We start from the raw sequence: 16,449 nt of genomic DNA, 5'->3' as shown, positions 1-16,449 counted from the left end.
TGTCACTTTTCATTAAAATAACATGGAGGAGTTATGCCTTCCAAACAACCAGGTTGGTTCGCAAACGTTAATCCTAACGTATTTTTTGGTACGGTCATTATCATTGCTTTGTTTTTGGCAGTTGTTGTGATCGCCCCGAGTTCTTTTGAACTTCTAACGCAGCAATTAAAACAATGGATCACCGATTCATTTAGCTGGTTTTATGTTTTATCTGTAGCCTTCTTTCTCATCTTATTAATTTATATCGCCTGTTCTTCAATAGGTCGAATTAAATTAGGACCTGACCATAGTCAGCCTGAATATAATAATGGGTCTTGGTTTGCCATGCTTTTTACAGCAGGGATGGGTATCGGTCTCATGTTCTTCGGAGTTGCCGAACCTGTCATGCATTATGTTAATCCACCGAGTGGAGATGCTCAGACTATTGAGGCGGCACAGCAAGCATTAAGGGTGACCTTCTTCCACTGGGGGTTACATGCGTGGGCTATTTACGCAGTGGTCGGATTGGCATTGGCTTATTTTGCTTATCGACATAATTTACCGTTAAAGACCCGTTCAGCCCTTTATCCTCTCATTGGTAAAAAGATTTATGGGCCTTGGGGCGACAGCATCGATATATTCGCGACCATTGGTACGGTATTTGGTGTAGCAACTTCTCTCGGGTTTGGCGTTACCCAGATTAACTCGGGTTTACATTATTTGTTCGGTGTCGAGCAAAGCACCCATATTCAAGTATTACTGATTATTTTTGTGAGCATTTTAGCTTCCTTGTCTGTGTTCTTAGGTCTAGATAAAGGGGTGAAACGCTTATCAGAGCTAAACTTAGTCTTAGCGTTAATATTATTAGCCTTTGTTTTTATTGCTGGTCCTAGTATTTATTTACTCCAGACTACTATTCAAAACACTGGGCAATATATCTCTAATCTTTTTACCATGACCTTCAATTTATACGCTTATCAGCCGAATGGATGGATTGGTGGTTGGACAATTTTATATTGGGCTTGGTGGATTTCTTGGTCGCCATTTGTGGGTATGTTTATCGCAAGGGTTTCACGTGGTCGTACCATTCGAGAATTTATTGTAGGGGTTCTCCTCATCCCGACAGGCTTTACCATTATCTGGATGGGCTTTTTAGGAAACGCTGCATTATTTAGCATTATTCATGAACATCAAACCACTCTCATTCAGGCTGTTCAGCAAGACTCATCAGTAGCTCTATTCGAGTTTTTAGGACACTTACCGTGGTCAGGTGTCATGAATATTTTGGCTACCGTTTTAGTCGTTTTATTCTTTGTGACTTCTGCTGACTCAGGGGCATTGGTGACGGACTACTTAACTGCAAAAACTGAAAATTCACCAACTTGGCAGCGTTTGTTCTGGACAGTACTGATGGCTGTACTCGCCATTATTTTATTGTTAGTCGGTGGTTTGGCTGCGCTTCAATCTTCAATCATTATGAGCGCATTGCCATTTACTGTGGTTATGCTGTTCATGAGTTGGGGATTAATAAAAGCATTGCATCTTGATGTCACGAAAATGCAAGCAATTCAGGAAGCTCGAATTACCCCACGTGCCATTCATAATCCAAGAAGCTGGCAACAGCGGCTAGGTTTAATCATGCACTATCCTCATAGTGAAGAAGAGGTTAGAGAATATATCGAAAAACAAGTGGCTCGTGCGTTTGAAAATATCAAACATGAATTTAGACGCCGTCAGTTAGAAGTTTCAATTACTCAACTTGAGGATGGGATGCAGCTTCGAGTCGATCATCACAATGAAATTAATTTTATTTATAAAGTTGTTTCACGTGAAACAGTGCCACCAAGTTTTTTAATTGGACGTACTGAAGCCGAAGATGGGCAATATTTCCAAGCCGAAGTATTTTTAAGAGAGGGTGGGCAGAACTATGATGTAATGGATTGGACTCAAGAAGATTTGATCCAAGACATTATTGATCAATATGAACGCCATTTATATTTCTTAAATATTGTACGAAGCTAAATTTAGCTGTAAAAAAAGGACTCAATCGAGTCCTTTTTTAATTCGATTTCTAAATTAAATTAGAAACGGAATTTAGCATTTAAGCCGATAGTTTGTGTATCGTAGCTAGACTTTTTAACGTCAGCTTTCATGTACGATGCACCAACTGCTACAGCTGGAGTAATGAAGTAGTTTACGTTACCACCCCAAGCTTGACGGAATTCACCAAGGTCATTGCCTTTGATGTCAGCTGAACCATCGTTACCAACGAAAGAAGCGCCAACGCTTAACTTAGGAGTTAAGTAAAGGTCAGTTTTCAAACCGTATTGGTTTTCTTGACCGAAAGCACCAGCAGCTTCAAAACCAATTGCCATGTTAGTTCCATCGATTGGACCTACATATTTAGCACGAGCTGTAACAGCATCTTGGTCGTCTTGAATCGCAGCAGTTTGGTTCGCAGCAGTGTAGATACCGTTGCTGATGATACCGAAGTTATCTAAAGCGAATTGGTTAGCAACACTTGTATAACCAACAGTCATCAAGAAGTTAGGTAACAACATAGCACCAACTTCTAATGCATAACGGTCGCCGTTGTCATCATGAGAGAAGTTGTTTTTACCATCAACATCAGTGTGGTTATAAGTTGCGCTAGCATATACAGGAAGGTAAGGAGTAGGAACGTAAGCCTCACCTTTAACACCGTATGTACCTACGTGGTAGTTTAAGTTGTTTTGGTCATACTGTTGGTAGCTATAACCTAAAGATACGCTAGAAGCTTGGTTCAAGAAAGCTGCTTCAGCTAAAGGACCCTTAGCGGTATCAACATTTTTTAAATAGAATGTACCAGCAACGTCACCAGTGAAGTTTTTATCGTTTGCAGTTGTGTCAACATATTCAGATTGACCTTGAACTTCAAATTGATAAGCATGAGCACCGGTCATGGCTAATAATACAGCAGTGGCTAAACCAAGTTTTTTCATAATCATTTCCAGCATTAACAAGAGATAAAGCTGGGGTCATTGTATTGTAACAATTTATGAAGTCAATAATCTAGAAAAGGTAATGTTAAAGATATTTGACACTTATGTTAAAATTGGTGAAAAACTAATCAAATGAAAAGTGGTTTGTCAACCTGATAAAAAAATGAACATTTACAATAAGCTAATAATTATATTTCATTAAGAATTAAGAAGTAAATGTTAAAAAGATATTACAATTGTGATTGGAAAAATAGATTGCATTAATCGGTTTTAACATTCACAAAAATATAGCTGTGTTTACAATATGAATAAAAAATCGCCATTTTATTGTCAAATTCGTTTTATTTTGAGGAATAGTTAACAATATTTGGATTAGTTTAACTAAAAAATTTAACTATTCTTAATTATTATATAAGTGAATAAAATAAAAGAAATCTCTATTTTAAGTTGAAAAAACGATTAAAATTTTAATCCTGATTAATTTAATCAACTTTACAAAGGTAGAAGTAAATCACATAATTCGATTGCAAAGTTCACTGCCTAACGTTTTTTAGGATTTAAAGTGCTTGCCCAGATACGATGTGTAGAACACATCAGATTTTACGAGCTCAGCTTTCCCCAAGGTTGAGCTTTTTTTTATCTGTAAGAAAATCTAAAAATTAAAATAAGAGTTATGTGAATTTTATTGAAAAAATAAGAGGCCAAAAAGAGCCCAGCTTAAAGCTGGGCAGTGGATGCTGGGAGAGGCATCCAAGAGGACAAGTAAATACTGTTTTTACTATCATGATTAAAAATCTTTAATCTGTAAAATAGAGTTTTTTTATAAAAAGCATTCAATTTTTCGATTCATTTGTTATTTAAGCTGACAAAATTTAGGGATCGTATAATTATTAAAAAAGAAATGAAGGGGTTAATGATGAAATTTTAGTTATTAAAATGCTAGGATGGATTTAAGCCTAATTTATATCGTATTAAAAATGGCAGGACATTTACGGAGTACCAGCTAGAAATGTCAGGATTACGTTCAGAGCATATTAGTAATCGACTGTTCTTTTTTATGCTGGTTATTATTTTATCCTTATTATTCATGGCAGTACCTCTTATTGTGGGAAGCTATCAGGATTATATAAAAACTAGACAAGCCCTAGCTGAAATAAAAAGTTTAAGAGCAATAGCCGATATTGCCTATAAAGTTTCTAAGGAACGTGCTCCTGCTAATAAAATGATGTCGAGTGGTCCTCATGATTTGGTAAAAAATCAGCAAGAACTAAAAAAGTTTCGTTTAATCGTTGATGCGCAAATTGATACAAGCATTTTAATTTTAAAACAAGCTGGTTATGTTTCCTTAGCCAATGAGCTCCAAACCAATTTTAAAGAAAATCTTAGACAAGCCCGACGTGTCGTTGATTATTACGGTGAAACTCCATATACAGCAAGAACTTCTGTTCAACTGGATAATGCCATTTTAGGAATGTTTGGCGCATGGGATAATTGTAGGGAAATACTGCAAAAACTAATGTTGCAGTTAAAAAGTAAAGACAGCCGCATTTCTAATTATTTTACGCTTATTATTGTGCTGACTGATATGCGTGATCAGGCTGGGCGTATGGCATCTAACATTATTGCTCCCGTCAGTTTTAATGAAGAGATTCCAAGTAATAATCGTGCACGTTCATTACAAACTCAACATCAAGCTAGATATTTATGGATTTTGGTCGATACCTTACAGCCTGAACAGGCAAAAACTCCAGAATACCGTCGCTTATATTCTAGAGTGAAAGCAGAGTTTATAGACCAGGGTATACCGATTGTAGAAAGGCTATTAGAAGAAAGTCAAAAGGGCGAACCATATTTTTTAAGTGGTACACAGTTAACTGAAGCAATCGTAGGCAAATTTACTACGGTGGTTGATTTGCAGAGTTATATTCTTAATGAGAGTGTAGTCATTGCCACTCAAGAAAATGCAATTGCTCGAAATGGTTTCTTTTTAACTTTATTTATTTCTCTAATTTCTTTGGCCACTGCATTACTTACTCTGATATATGCGCAAAGACGAGTATTTTCGCCTTTAATTAAAGCGAGAACTTTAATTTTAGATTTATCGCATAGTTCTGATCATTGTAAAGATGAGATGAATGTCGCCACCAAAGGTGAATTTTTTTCCTTATTCGAAGCAATTGACCGATTACAACGTATGTTGCAACAACGGGACGCTTTTGAATTTCAGTTAAAGAATATTGCCAATACTGATCCACTCACCGGAGTCTCCAATCGTTTAGCTTTATCTGAATATTTAAAAATTGTTGAAAGTTACCCTCAAAAATTTACGCAAACCTGTTTAATGATTATCGATATAGATCGTTTTAAACAGGTGAACGACCAATACGGCCATATTGTAGGTGATCGCGTCATTGTCAGTATTGCCGAGCAATTAAAGCAAAATATTCGAAGTTCGGATTTAATTGTTCGTTATGGGGGGGATGAATTTTTAATATTATTAGAGCAAGTACAATTTGTAGATGCTCGACTTTTAGCAGAGAAAATTCGGATTGCGATTTCTTTAGAAGAAATTTGTTTATCTGGTTCAGATGAAAAATTGCATGTCTCTGTCAGTATTGGTTTTGCCATAGGCGCGTCGAGTTGGATAGATCTTTTAGAGAAAGCTGACCGTTCACTATTAAGAGCTAAGGCCCGAGGTCGGAATGCAGTTGAGGGGTAGATCAAACCCTTATGGACCTTATTTTGAAAAATCAAATTATCTGTGGTTTATTAGATATCTATTGGTTTGAAATATACTGAATTATGAATATATTAGATAAAGAACAAAGATTAAAAGAATTATTAGAAACTAATATCAAAAATGAAAAAATTGGTACAGCAATTGCTATTACAGGACCTTGGGGAGTTGGTAAGACTTTTTTTTGGAAAAAGTTTATAGAAAGGGATAACTTTAAAAAGAAATATGTATACGTATCATTATTTGGTCTTCAGTCATTGAGTGATTTGAAAACGCATATTTATTGCAATATCGAAAATAATCATTCCACTTTAGAAATTCCTAGATGGATTCGAGGATTACCTTCTATTTTTAAAGATACAAGAGTTTCACACTTTGGTTTGAGTATTCCTACCAAAATTTTTGATAGTTTGATGTTTAATCAGGTCAAAGATGCCATCATTTGCTTTGATGACTTCGAGCGAATGTCTGATAAATTAGATATTAAAGATGTTATGGGTTTGGCAAACTATCTAAAATTAGAAAAAAATTGTCAAATTATTTTGATCTTAGATGAAGATAAAACAGAGGCTGAAAATAAGAATAAATATGGTGATTACAAAGAGAAGTTAGTTGATGAAACAATAATCTTAAACTCTGTTGAACCTTTGATTCGGGAGAATACTAAAGGTATCGATGAGAAATTAATTAACCTAATGATTGATTTTGCTGAAAAATTAGAAATTCATAATTTTCGCTTCTTTCAAAAAGTGATTAAATTATTTCGACACTTTCTTACTGAGCTAACAAAAGATATTGCCTATTCAACAAAAGAAATTATCTTAATTCGGATTTTACAAGGTTACTTAATTCAAGATTTTCCAAACTTTGAATATAGTTGGGATGATTGTAAATATGTTACCGAAAAGGAGAGAGAAGCTTGGAGCCCTATAAAGAAACAAATTTATGAAAAATTACAAAATATATCTTACTCATTCAATCGTGAGGACGAGTGGTTAATCGAATTTAAAAAATGGTTCGAGCAGCGAGATATTATTAATTTTAATGAATTAAATAGGTTAGCTAATTCTGAGTTAATTTCTGATGAAAATCAAAATATTAGGAATAAGATTTGGAGGATTTTTGAAAAACGACATGATTTGGAGTTAGATGAGAAGGATCTTGAATACATTGCTTCATTAGAGGTTAAATATTTAGCAATAGAGGGATTTCACAATTCTGCATTTATGTATGAAATTCTGCATAAATATTTACCGACTTACGATAAAGCTGAACAGTTTAAAGCAGGAATCATAAGCTATATTCACTCAGACTTATCAAGATCGATTACACATGCAAATAAAGAGCGACAATTATGGGGTTATGAAAGTAATATTTTTTATAGATATATTGATGATCTAGCTAAAAATCATGTTGAAGAAAAAACTTTAAGTGAGATCGCGTCTTATTTTTTAAAGTGGGGTAATTTTAAAAGTGAAAATGATAAGGATCAGTTACGAAAATTTTCATTTGATGAATGGTTTAAATATTTGACTGAAGAAATTTATCAGGAAACTTTTTTCATTGAAGGAAATGATAGCCTAATACAGTATTTAAAAAGATTATATTTAATAACAAGGGAAGATGATTCTATAGATTCAATAATTGTAAGGGTTCTACAGAAAATTGGTCAGGAATCAGAATTTAAAAAAAGATATATGCAGGATATTATTGAAAATCATTTAATGACAAAGACTTAAAGAATTTATTATCCATTTTCTTCTAACCTCACACATTAAAGAACGAAGTTAGAAGAAAAGGAGTCAGAAAATTACTTCAACATTGGTTTTAAGAAGCGGCCAGTATGGGAAATCTCAACTTCTGCCACTTGTTCAGGTGTACCTTCGGCAATGATCATACCACCGCCCGAACCACCTTCAGGACCTAAGTCGACAACCCAATCGGCTGTTTTAATCACATCAAGGTTATGTTCAATCACCACAATGGTATTACCTTTGTTACGTAGCTCATGCAAAATATCGAGTAACTTGGCAATATCATGGAAATGTAGACCTGTTGTTGGTTCATCCAAGATATATAAAGTTTTACCCGTATCTCGTTTTGCTAACTCACGTGCAAGTTTTACACGTTGCGCTTCACCACCCGATAAGGTCGTAGCTGCTTGACCTAAACGAATATAGCCTAAGCCCACCTGAGTTAAGGTTTCTAAGCGGCGGTGGATGACTGGAATGGCACTAAAGAATTCAGCAGCATCTTCGACAGTCATTTCTAGAACATCAGAAATGTTTTTGCCTTTATAGCCGACTTCAAGCGTTTCACGGTTATAACGTTTGCCATGACATGCATCGCATGGAACATACATGTCTGGTAAGAAGTGCATTGCGACTTTAATCATGCCGTCGCCTTCACAGGCTTCACAGCGTCCGCCTTTTACGTTAAACGAGAAACGACCCGCACTATAACCACGCGCTTTCGCTTCTGGGGTTTGAGCAAATAACTCACGGATTGGCGTAAATAACCCTGTATAAGTCGCTGGGTTAGAACGCGGTGTACGGCCAATCGGGCTTTGGTCAATATCAACAACTTTATCTAGATGTTGAAGCCCATCAATTGAGTCAAACTTCTCGGCTGTTAAAGTCGTTGCACCGTTAAGCTGTGTCGCTGCTAATGGAAGTAGTGTGCGGTTAATCAACGTCGATTTACCCGAACCTGAAACGCCAGTCACACAAGTCATAATGCCGAGCGGAATCGTTAAATCGACATTTTTTAAGTTGTGACCACTTGCCCCAGAGAGTTTGATGACCTCATCTGGACGTGGTGATTGAGTCCGTTTTTTGGGTACTTCAATTTTGAGTTTGCCAGAGAGATACTGTCCTGTAAGAGAATCAGCATGTTTAGCCAATTCATCATAAGTACCTTCGGCAATAATCACACCTCCGTGTACACCAGCGCCTGGACCGATATCAATAATATGGTCAGCAGCACGGATTGCATCTTCATCGTGTTCAACGACTAATACCGTGTTACCTAAATCACGTAAGCGAATGAGCGTTTGCAATAAACGATCATTATCGCGTTGATGTAGACCAATTGAAGGTTCATCAAGCACATACATGACGCCCATTAAACCTGCACCAATCTGCGAAGCTAAACGGATACGCTGTGCTTCACCACCAGATAGGGTTTCGGCAGAGCGAGCTAGACTTAAATAGTTAAGTCCCACACTCACCAAGAAATGTAAACGCTCTCGAATCTCTTTAAAGATTTTATCTGCGATTTCGCCTTTAGCACCTTCAAGGTTTAAGCCTTGATAGTAGCTTTCAGCATCACCAATCGACATGCAGGTAATGTCAGCAATGGTTTTGTCTTTCACACGAACATGACGTGAAATTTCATTAAGACGTGAACCATCACATGCATCACACGCTGCATTAGAAAGGTACTGAGCTAAATCATCACGTACATAGTTACTTTCAGTTTCACGGTAACGACGTTCAAGGTGCGGCAAAATTCCTTCAAATGGTTGCACGCGAGTGTGTTTGCGGCCACGTTCGTCGATATAGCTTAAATCAACTTTTTCTTTGCCCGTACCTTGTAAGAATTTCTTTTGAGTATCTTTATCTAGCTGATTCCAAGGCGTATCAAGTTTTAAACCAAAATGATCGGCAACTTTTTGCAGCATCGAATAATAATATGGACGCTGACGATCCCATCCACGAATAGCCCCTTCACTAATTGCAAGGTCAGGATTTGGAATGAGCTTTTCAGAACTAAAATGACTGCGTGTACCTAAACCATCACAAACAGGGCAGGCACCGAACGGGTTGTTAAATGAAAACAAACGTGGCTCAAGCTCTGCGACAGCGCGATCACATTCAGGACACGAGTGTTTTGCAGAAAAGACGCGATCTGGGTGTTCGCCATTCATCCATGATAAAACTGCAATATCGCCACCTAAACGTAGTGCGGTTTCAAATGATTCTGCAATACGGTTACCTAAGTCTTCACGTACTTTAAAGCGGTCAACTACAACTTCAATGGTATGTTTTTTCTTTTTGTCGAGTTCTGGTGGTGTATCAATATCAATGATTTCGCCATCCACACGGGCACGAACAAAACCTTGGCCTTGTAGTTGTTCGAACAGGTTACTGTACTCACCTTTACGCTCACGAACGACAGGGGCAAGCAACATAAGTGCTGTGCCTTCTTCAAGCGTTTTTACCGCATCGACCATTTCAGAAACAGTTTGCGCAACCATTGGTAAGTCATGTTCAGGGCAGTAAGGGGTACCAACACGTGCATAAAGCAAACGCAAATAGTCATAAATTTCGGTAATCGTACCAACCGTTGAACGTGGGTTATGGCTGGGAGATTTTTTCTCAATGGCAATCGCTGGGGATAAACCTTCAATCGAGTCGACTTCAGGCTTTTCCATTTGAGATAAAAACTGACGGGCATATGCTGAAAGCGATTCGACGTAACGGCGTTGTCCTTCGGCATACAGGGTATCGAAGGCAAGAGAAGATTTTCCTGAACCTGATAACCCCGTAATTACCACAAATTTGTCGCGTGGAATATCGAGAGACACATTTTTTAAATTATGGGTACGTGCGCCTCGAATACGGATATGACTTTGGCTCATAAAACATCTCAATTATATATTGATGAAAATTTAGGTGCTGATTGCTTAGTCGCAGAGAGGTGTGACTGGTTATAAACAACAGACCCTATATATGATAACGATTTAAAATTGTTCAAGTGGTACAAAATGATTTAAAGCGACAAATTGTGACGGTTAAACGACAATCGACAAAATTTGTTTAATTAAGCAGGTTGTATTTTTAACATTCCTCACTTCAGATTTCTACTCTAAGCAAATTTTAACCAGCAACATAACTTTACTAGACGACTGGTCTAATAGTTGTTTATGATGTTTGCATGAAACGATTAAATAAAAGTGAGACTACACGACAACACATTCTAGATACCAGTTTTGAACTGGTACTACGTAAAGGTTTTGTTGGTGTTGGTTTACAAGAAATCTTAAAGGCTTGTGACGTACCCAAAGGTTCGTTCTATCACTACTTTGCTTCGAAAGAGGCATTTGGCTGTGCATTGCTCGAGCAATATATGGCTGATTATAAAGTTCGTATGGAACAACTTTGGCAACGCAGTGAGCAAAGTGCCCATGCTCGTTTAATGGCCTTATGGCAGGCATGGATTGATGATCCTGTAAACGGTAGTTGGGCTGAAAACTGTCTGATTGTGAAGTTGGCGGCAGAGGTTTCTGACTTGTCAGAAGACATGCGTCAAATTCTCAATGATGGCGTGCACAAACTAACGCAACGTTTGGCTTTGCTACTCAAAGAAGGGCAACAAGAAGGATCAATTCCAAAACATATTGAGCCTTTAAAAACTGCGCAAGTCATGTATCAGTTATGGTTAGGTGCTGCTTTACTCACAAAATTGTCGCAAGACAAAGCACATCTACATCTAGCTTTAGAAACGACCCAACAACTCATAAAACCGATAGAGGAGTAAAGAATGCGAAGTATTATCCATGGTAATTTTGGCGAGCCTGTAGACGTTTTAGAGCAGGCGGATATGCCTAAGCCAGAACCAAAAGCAGGCGAAGTGCGTATTAAAACTATCATGTCTCCAATTCATAATCATGATGTATGGACAGTACGCGGAAGTTATGGCTATAAACCAACCTTACCTGCGATTGGTGGCAGTGAGGCAGTTGGTATTGTTGATGCGTTGGGCGAAGGCGTTACTCATGTACAGGTAGGGCAACGTATTGCAGTTGCGGCTGTGCATGGCAGTTGGGCTGAATACTTTATTGCACCAGCACAAGGGCTTATTCCACTCAATAATGAAATTGATGATGAAACAGCAGCACAGCTGATTGGTATGCCAATTAGTGCCCTCATGCTACTCGACTTTGTTAACGTTCAACCGGGTCAATGGCTCATTCAAAACACAGCGAATGGTGCAGTAGGTAAAACAGTTGCCATGATTGCGCAGGCTCGTGGTTTACCTGTGATTAATCTGGTCCGTCGTACTGATGCAATTGCTGAAATGCAAGCATTAGGTATTAAACATGTTGTTGCGACTGATCAGCCGAATTGGAAAGAGCAAGTTGAACAAATTCATGGTGACCAACCTCTTATTGCTGGTGTGGACTCGATTGGTGGAACAGCAAGTGGTGAAATGCTGAATTTACTCAGTGAAAATAGCCTGCTCGTTTCGTTTGGCAGTATGACTGGCGAAACCATGCAGATTTCATCGGGCGATTTGATTTTCAAACAAGCGACAGTAAAAGGTTTCTGGGCGAGTGTGGTCAATAAAGAAATGCCAGCAGCTCGTAAAAAGGAACTGATCGTTGAGCTGCTGACACTAGCGACACAGAAAAAATTAATTCTGCCTGTAGAAGGTGTATTTAGTTTTGATGAGATTAAAACTGCCGCTCAAAGAGCAACGCAAGGTGCTCGTCAAGGCAAAGTGTTGTTAAAACCGTAACACATTAAAAGATCAGTCGAGAGACTGATCTTTTTTCATATCTTTAAAATAAAAAGGAAAATTGTATGATCGGGCAAATATTCATTGCGCTTATCGCAATATTACATGTCTATATTTTAGTGTTAGAGATGTTTTTTTGGGATAAACCTTATGGCATGAAAGCCTTTGGAAATAATGCCGAAAAAGCAAAACTCACCAAAGTCATGGCACAGAACCAAGGTCTTTATAATGGCTTTTTAGCGGCGGGTTTGTTTTGGTCTTTATTGGTAGATGCACCATTTGCAACATCAATTGCTAATTTCTTTTTAGGTTGTGTACTGATTGCAGGTATTTATGGTGGTCTGACTGCCAGCAAAAAGATTATTTATATTCAGGCAGTTCCTGCTTTAATTGCTTTGGTCGCTGTTAATTTTCTTTAAAAAGCGCAAAATACAGCGTTTTGAAATGGAAATGACCAGATAGGATCAGCGCATGTGGGCGTTATTTTTAAAGTGTATGCTGGGGGCTGGGGTTGTCCTCATTATTTCGATTTTATCGAAAAGTAAGGCATTTTATATTGCAGGTTTAGTCCCACTTTTTCCTACCTTTGCTTTGATTGCTCACGTGATTGTTTATCAGCAAAAAGGGGCGGAGGCATTACAAAAAACGGCTCTGTTTGGTCTATGGTCACTTATTCCCTATGCCATTTATTTAGTTGCTGTTTATGTGCTGGCAACACGGATGTCGATGTGGTCTTGTCTAGGATTAGCAACTCTATGTTGGGTCGTGGCTGCGGCAGGTTTAATTTATGGCTGGCAGCTATTTCAACATTAAAAGATTAAGAGAAATCCCTTAATCTTTTAAATTGAACTATTTTTATGAATGCTCAACAACACGGGTTTTGAGCATACCTTCAACTAAATTAATCATCTTTTGGCGAGAAAGAATTCGGGGCAATTGAGACGTCAAATAGTTGCTACATCCCACCACAACTGTTGCTTTATTCTTATCTAATGCTTTAACCGTTGCAGACACAACGTCCTCAACTGTAGAGCTTTTCATACCACTCGTATCGGCATTTGCGACCTGAGTAAAATTGGTTTCGGTATTGCCCGGACAAACCGCCAGAAATTTAACTCCTGAAGAGCCGTATTCTCCTGCAAGAGCCTCAGTAAATTGCAATACATAAGATTTAGTTGCCCCATACACAGCAATATAAGGCAGAGGTTGAAACGCACCTGTAGATGAAATATTAATCATGATGCCTTTTTTGTTCGCAAGCATGTGGGGCAAAAATAAATAACATAAAGACGATACACTGCTGATATTTAGCGTAATCATTTCTTGATAAGTAGATACAGATTGATCTAGAAATTTAGTCCATTTACCAAATCCTGCGTTGTTAATTAAAATCTCTACCGTTAATTTTCTAGCTTGTACTTCATCAAATAAGCTTTGAGCTGAATTGGGTTGAGCTAAATCTAAAACGATCACCTCAATATTCACGTTATATTTTTTTTTAAGTTCATCCGCTAAATCATTTAGCTTCTGTTCGGAGCGAGACGTTAAAATGAGATGAATTCCTAAAGATGCAAGTTCTTGTGCATAGGCTTTGCCTATTCCTGAAGATGCGCCTGTGATTAATGCTGTTGAATTTTTAAATGAAGAAAGGTGAGTGCTCATTTTATTGGTCCGTAATAAAAGAAGCTATTACCATAAACCTTGTCCCTAAGGGCAGAGTCAAGCACTCATTTTGAAAGCTATTTTCAGATTTTAATAAACTGTTTTAAGCAGAAATCTTATTGGTAATATAAGTTTGAATAATCTCATCTTCTAGTTGTTTTAAATCTTTTTGCAAACGGCTTAAAGCTTCTTTTTGCTCAATAATTTGTTGGTTCTTTTTTTGAATAAGCTGCTGTGCAGTTTCTACAGGAAAACGATTATTTTTATATTTTAAAGCTGACAGGTCATAAAGCTCGGAAAGGCTAAATCCAACAGCTTGTGCAAGGCGAATCATCTTAACCGATTGAACATCAATCTCTTCATAAATACGATAATTGCCTTTTCTTTTTGCGACTGGCAGTAAGCCTAATTTCTCATAATGCCGAATGGCTTTAGGAGTGGCACCAGTCAAAGCCGCTAATTCGCCGATATACATATCTGTCTCGCATTTTATTGAAAATCGATCAGGCTATTAAGTGCACTGACCGATTCTTTTGAAGTTTTAAATGTGATCTAAACCTAACCATTGTCTTTGGTGGTAGGCACTGTCCCAAAATAACCATTCAAGTTTTGCACCCATGGTGTAAGCGGCATGCATTTTTTCTAAAGTGTCGGCATCACAACGTACTGCAACTTTATCTACCGTCGCAATCACATTGCGAACAGCGGTATGGAACTCTTCGCCTGCATAGGTATCAATCCATGCTTGGTAAGGGTTATTTGGAATTGATTTATTTACAATATCTTTGCCAACTTCGGCATAAATCCAGAAGCACGGTAAAAGTGCAGCGAGTACAACAGGGTAGCTCTCAGACCAAGCAGTTGCTGTTAAAAATGAAGTGTAGTGGTGGCCTGCCAAAGTTAATGGTGTATTTTTAAATTCTTCTTTGGTTACTCCAAAGTTTTTCATGAAGTCATCATGCAAACTACGCTCCACCACAATCGCAATTTTAGCTGCATCTGAAAATTGCATAATATCGTCAGCCTCAAACGCCTTAGCTGCTGCAACCGCAAGCACACGACCATAGGCCACTAAATATTGAGCATCTTGAATAACATAATGACAAAAAGCTTCTTTATCTAAAGTACCGTTAGCAAGTTCCTGATTAAAAGGCAGGTCTAGAATTTTTTGATATAAATTTAAATTACGTTGCCAAAGTTCTTGAGAAAAAAGCATAAAAACATTCCATTTAAATTAAGACAGCTGAACCAGATTTTAAATCAATTTTAAAATACAAAAATAATAATGATAGATATATCGAAAGAAAATATTTAATACGATTAATGAGTTAATTAAATATTATAAATTTCTTTATTAAACAGAGAGATAAAGTAAAGGGAATAACGGCACAAAACAACATCGTTTTGTGGTTAATTATCGATATAATAGCGGCGGTTTTTAAGAAAGATTAAATTTATTCTTGGTATAGGTCTGATCCATGAAGCATTTCCGATTTTCGATATTTTTTACGGTGGTGTGTTTAGCACTATCCGCGTATTGGGGTTTTACCCACGGACCTGAAGCGGGCGTGTCTACCATGCTTAAAGCTTTAACCATTACAGCCATTTTAGCTGTAATGGAGGTCTCTTTATCTTTTGACAATGCTGTCGTAAATGCATCGGTTCTACGTAACTGGGATCCGTTCTGGAAAATGCTCTTTTTAACGGTAGGTATTTTAATCGCCGTTTTTGGTATGCGTTTAATTTTCCCGGTGGCGATTGTTGCCGTGACTGCGGATATGGGAATGATTGAAGTAGCTAAATTGGCACTCAATGATCCGAAAACCTATTCTGAACGTTTAATGGCACATCACGCTGAAATTTCGGCTTTTGGTGGAACATTCCTATTACTGGTATTCTTAAACTTCTTCTTTGATGAAGAAAAAGAAACCCATTGGTTCAGATGGCTTGAAGCTAAACTTTCTAGTTTAGCAAGCGTACCAGCAATGTCTGTCTTTATTGCTCTCATTGCGATGTTAATTATGGCAGCAAATGTTGATGAGTCGCAGCGCCTTGTGGTGACTATGGCTGGGATTTGGGGCATTGTGGTTTATATTGGCGTTGAAGTATTAAGTCATATGTTAGGTGGTGAGCCTGAAATTGACGAAGATGGCAATGCTATTATGAAAGATGGATCGGGCGCTGCTTCTGGCGTAGTTAAAGCGGGTATAGGTGGTTTCTTATATCTTGAAGTATTAGATGCATCATTCAGTTTTGACGGTGTGATCGGTGCCTTTGCAATTACTAGCGATGTTGTCGTGATTATGCTGGGCCTTGCGATCGGCGCTATTTTTGTCCGTTCAATGACAGTTTACCTTGTTGAAAAAGGCACACTAGATGCCTATGTGTTCTTAGAACATGGTGCGCATTATGCGATCGGTGCTTTAGCATTCATTATGATTGCAAGTGGTACAGGCGTACATGTACCTGAAGTTGTTACTGGTTTAATTGGTGTAGCGTTTATTGTTTGGGCGGTTATTGCTTCAATTCAATATTCAAAGCGTGAGCAACAATCGCCTTAAGCTAATT

13 protein-coding genes are annotated in these 16,449 nt (G+C 37.7%); 8 read left to right on the top strand and 5 right to left on the bottom strand.

Going from position 1 to position 16,449, the window contains the following annotated elements; translation table 11 throughout:
* Positions 1-33: 33 nt before the first annotated feature.
* Positions 34-2,001, top strand: a complete 1,968-nt coding sequence (locus J690_RS12265) for a BCCT family transporter (RefSeq protein WP_032036104.1) — start codon at positions 34-36, stop codon at positions 1,999-2,001.
* 59 nt (positions 2,002-2,060) lie between these two features.
* Here the strand turns inward: J690_RS12265 and omp33-36 are convergent, their stop codons facing one another.
* The gene (gene omp33-36, locus J690_RS12260; RefSeq protein ID WP_032036102.1) at positions 2,061-2,960 is read right to left on the bottom strand and encodes a porin Omp33-36; all 900 of its coding nucleotides are present in this window, start codon (positions 2,958-2,960) and stop codon (positions 2,061-2,063) included.
* Positions 2,961-3,969: 1,009 nt separating this feature from the next.
* Here omp33-36 and J690_RS12255 point away from each other — a divergent pair.
* On the top strand, positions 3,970-5,679 hold the full coding sequence (locus tag J690_RS12255; protein ID WP_032036100.1) for a GGDEF domain-containing protein: 1,710 nt from the start codon (positions 3,970-3,972) through the stop codon (positions 5,677-5,679).
* An 83-nt stretch (positions 5,680-5,762) separates the two neighbouring features.
* Positions 5,763-7,436, top strand: coding sequence for a P-loop NTPase fold protein (locus J690_RS12250; protein WP_032036098.1), 1,674 nt, complete (start codon positions 5,763-5,765; stop codon positions 7,434-7,436).
* 71 nt (positions 7,437-7,507) lie between these two features.
* Here the strand turns inward: J690_RS12250 and uvrA are convergent, their stop codons facing one another.
* Positions 7,508-10,339, bottom strand: a complete 2,832-nt coding sequence (gene uvrA, locus J690_RS12245) for an excinuclease ABC subunit UvrA (protein WP_032036097.1) — start codon at positions 10,337-10,339, stop codon at positions 7,508-7,510.
* Positions 10,340-10,635: 296 nt separating this feature from the next.
* Between uvrA and J690_RS12240 the strand changes: the two genes are divergently transcribed.
* From J690_RS12240 to J690_RS12225, 4 genes are all read left to right on the top strand, one after another.
* Positions 10,636-11,238 (top strand): TetR/AcrR family transcriptional regulator, encoded by a 603-nt coding sequence (locus J690_RS12240; protein WP_005804456.1) that lies wholly within the window; start codon positions 10,636-10,638, stop codon positions 11,236-11,238.
* A 3-nt stretch (positions 11,239-11,241) separates the two neighbouring features.
* The gene (locus J690_RS12235; protein WP_032036096.1) at positions 11,242-12,219 is read left to right on the top strand and encodes a zinc-binding dehydrogenase; all 978 of its coding nucleotides are present in this window, start codon (positions 11,242-11,244) and stop codon (positions 12,217-12,219) included.
* 65 nt (positions 12,220-12,284) lie between these two features.
* Positions 12,285-12,638 (top strand): DUF1304 domain-containing protein, encoded by a 354-nt coding sequence (locus J690_RS12230; RefSeq protein ID WP_032036095.1) that lies wholly within the window; start codon positions 12,285-12,287, stop codon positions 12,636-12,638.
* 52 nt (positions 12,639-12,690) lie between these two features.
* The gene (locus tag J690_RS12225) at positions 12,691-13,032 is read left to right on the top strand and encodes a GlpM family protein (protein ID WP_004789991.1); all 342 of its coding nucleotides are present in this window, start codon (positions 12,691-12,693) and stop codon (positions 13,030-13,032) included.
* A gap of 42 nt (positions 13,033-13,074) precedes the next feature.
* Here J690_RS12225 and J690_RS12220 read toward each other — a convergent pair whose 3' ends face one another.
* From J690_RS12220 to tenA, 3 genes are all read right to left on the bottom strand, one after another.
* A complete protein-coding gene (locus J690_RS12220) occupies positions 13,075-13,881 on the bottom strand; it encodes an SDR family NAD(P)-dependent oxidoreductase (protein ID WP_032036092.1) in 807 nt (268 codons plus the stop codon).
* Positions 13,882-13,984: 103 nt separating this feature from the next.
* Positions 13,985-14,356: a MerR family transcriptional regulator gene (locus tag J690_RS12215; protein WP_017481792.1), complete on the bottom strand. Its 372-nt coding sequence runs from the start codon at positions 14,354-14,356 to the stop codon at positions 13,985-13,987.
* A gap of 66 nt (positions 14,357-14,422) precedes the next feature.
* Entirely contained in the window at positions 14,423-15,097 is a 675-nt protein-coding gene (gene tenA / locus J690_RS12210) for a thiaminase II (RefSeq protein ID WP_032036090.1), read from the bottom strand.
* A gap of 262 nt (positions 15,098-15,359) precedes the next feature.
* On the opposite strand from tenA, the gene J690_RS12205 reads away from it, so the two are divergent.
* Positions 15,360-16,442: a DUF475 domain-containing protein gene (locus J690_RS12205; protein ID WP_005066886.1), complete on the top strand. Its 1,083-nt coding sequence runs from the start codon at positions 15,360-15,362 to the stop codon at positions 16,440-16,442.
* The last annotated feature ends 7 nt before the right edge of the window (positions 16,443-16,449 follow it).

Origin of the sequence: Acinetobacter sp. 742879, from assembly GCF_000588535.1 — a bacterium.
In the GTDB taxonomy this organism is placed as follows: domain Bacteria; phylum Pseudomonadota; class Gammaproteobacteria; order Pseudomonadales; family Moraxellaceae; genus Acinetobacter; species Acinetobacter pittii.
This window is presented reverse-complemented; position numbering and strand designations above follow the sequence as displayed.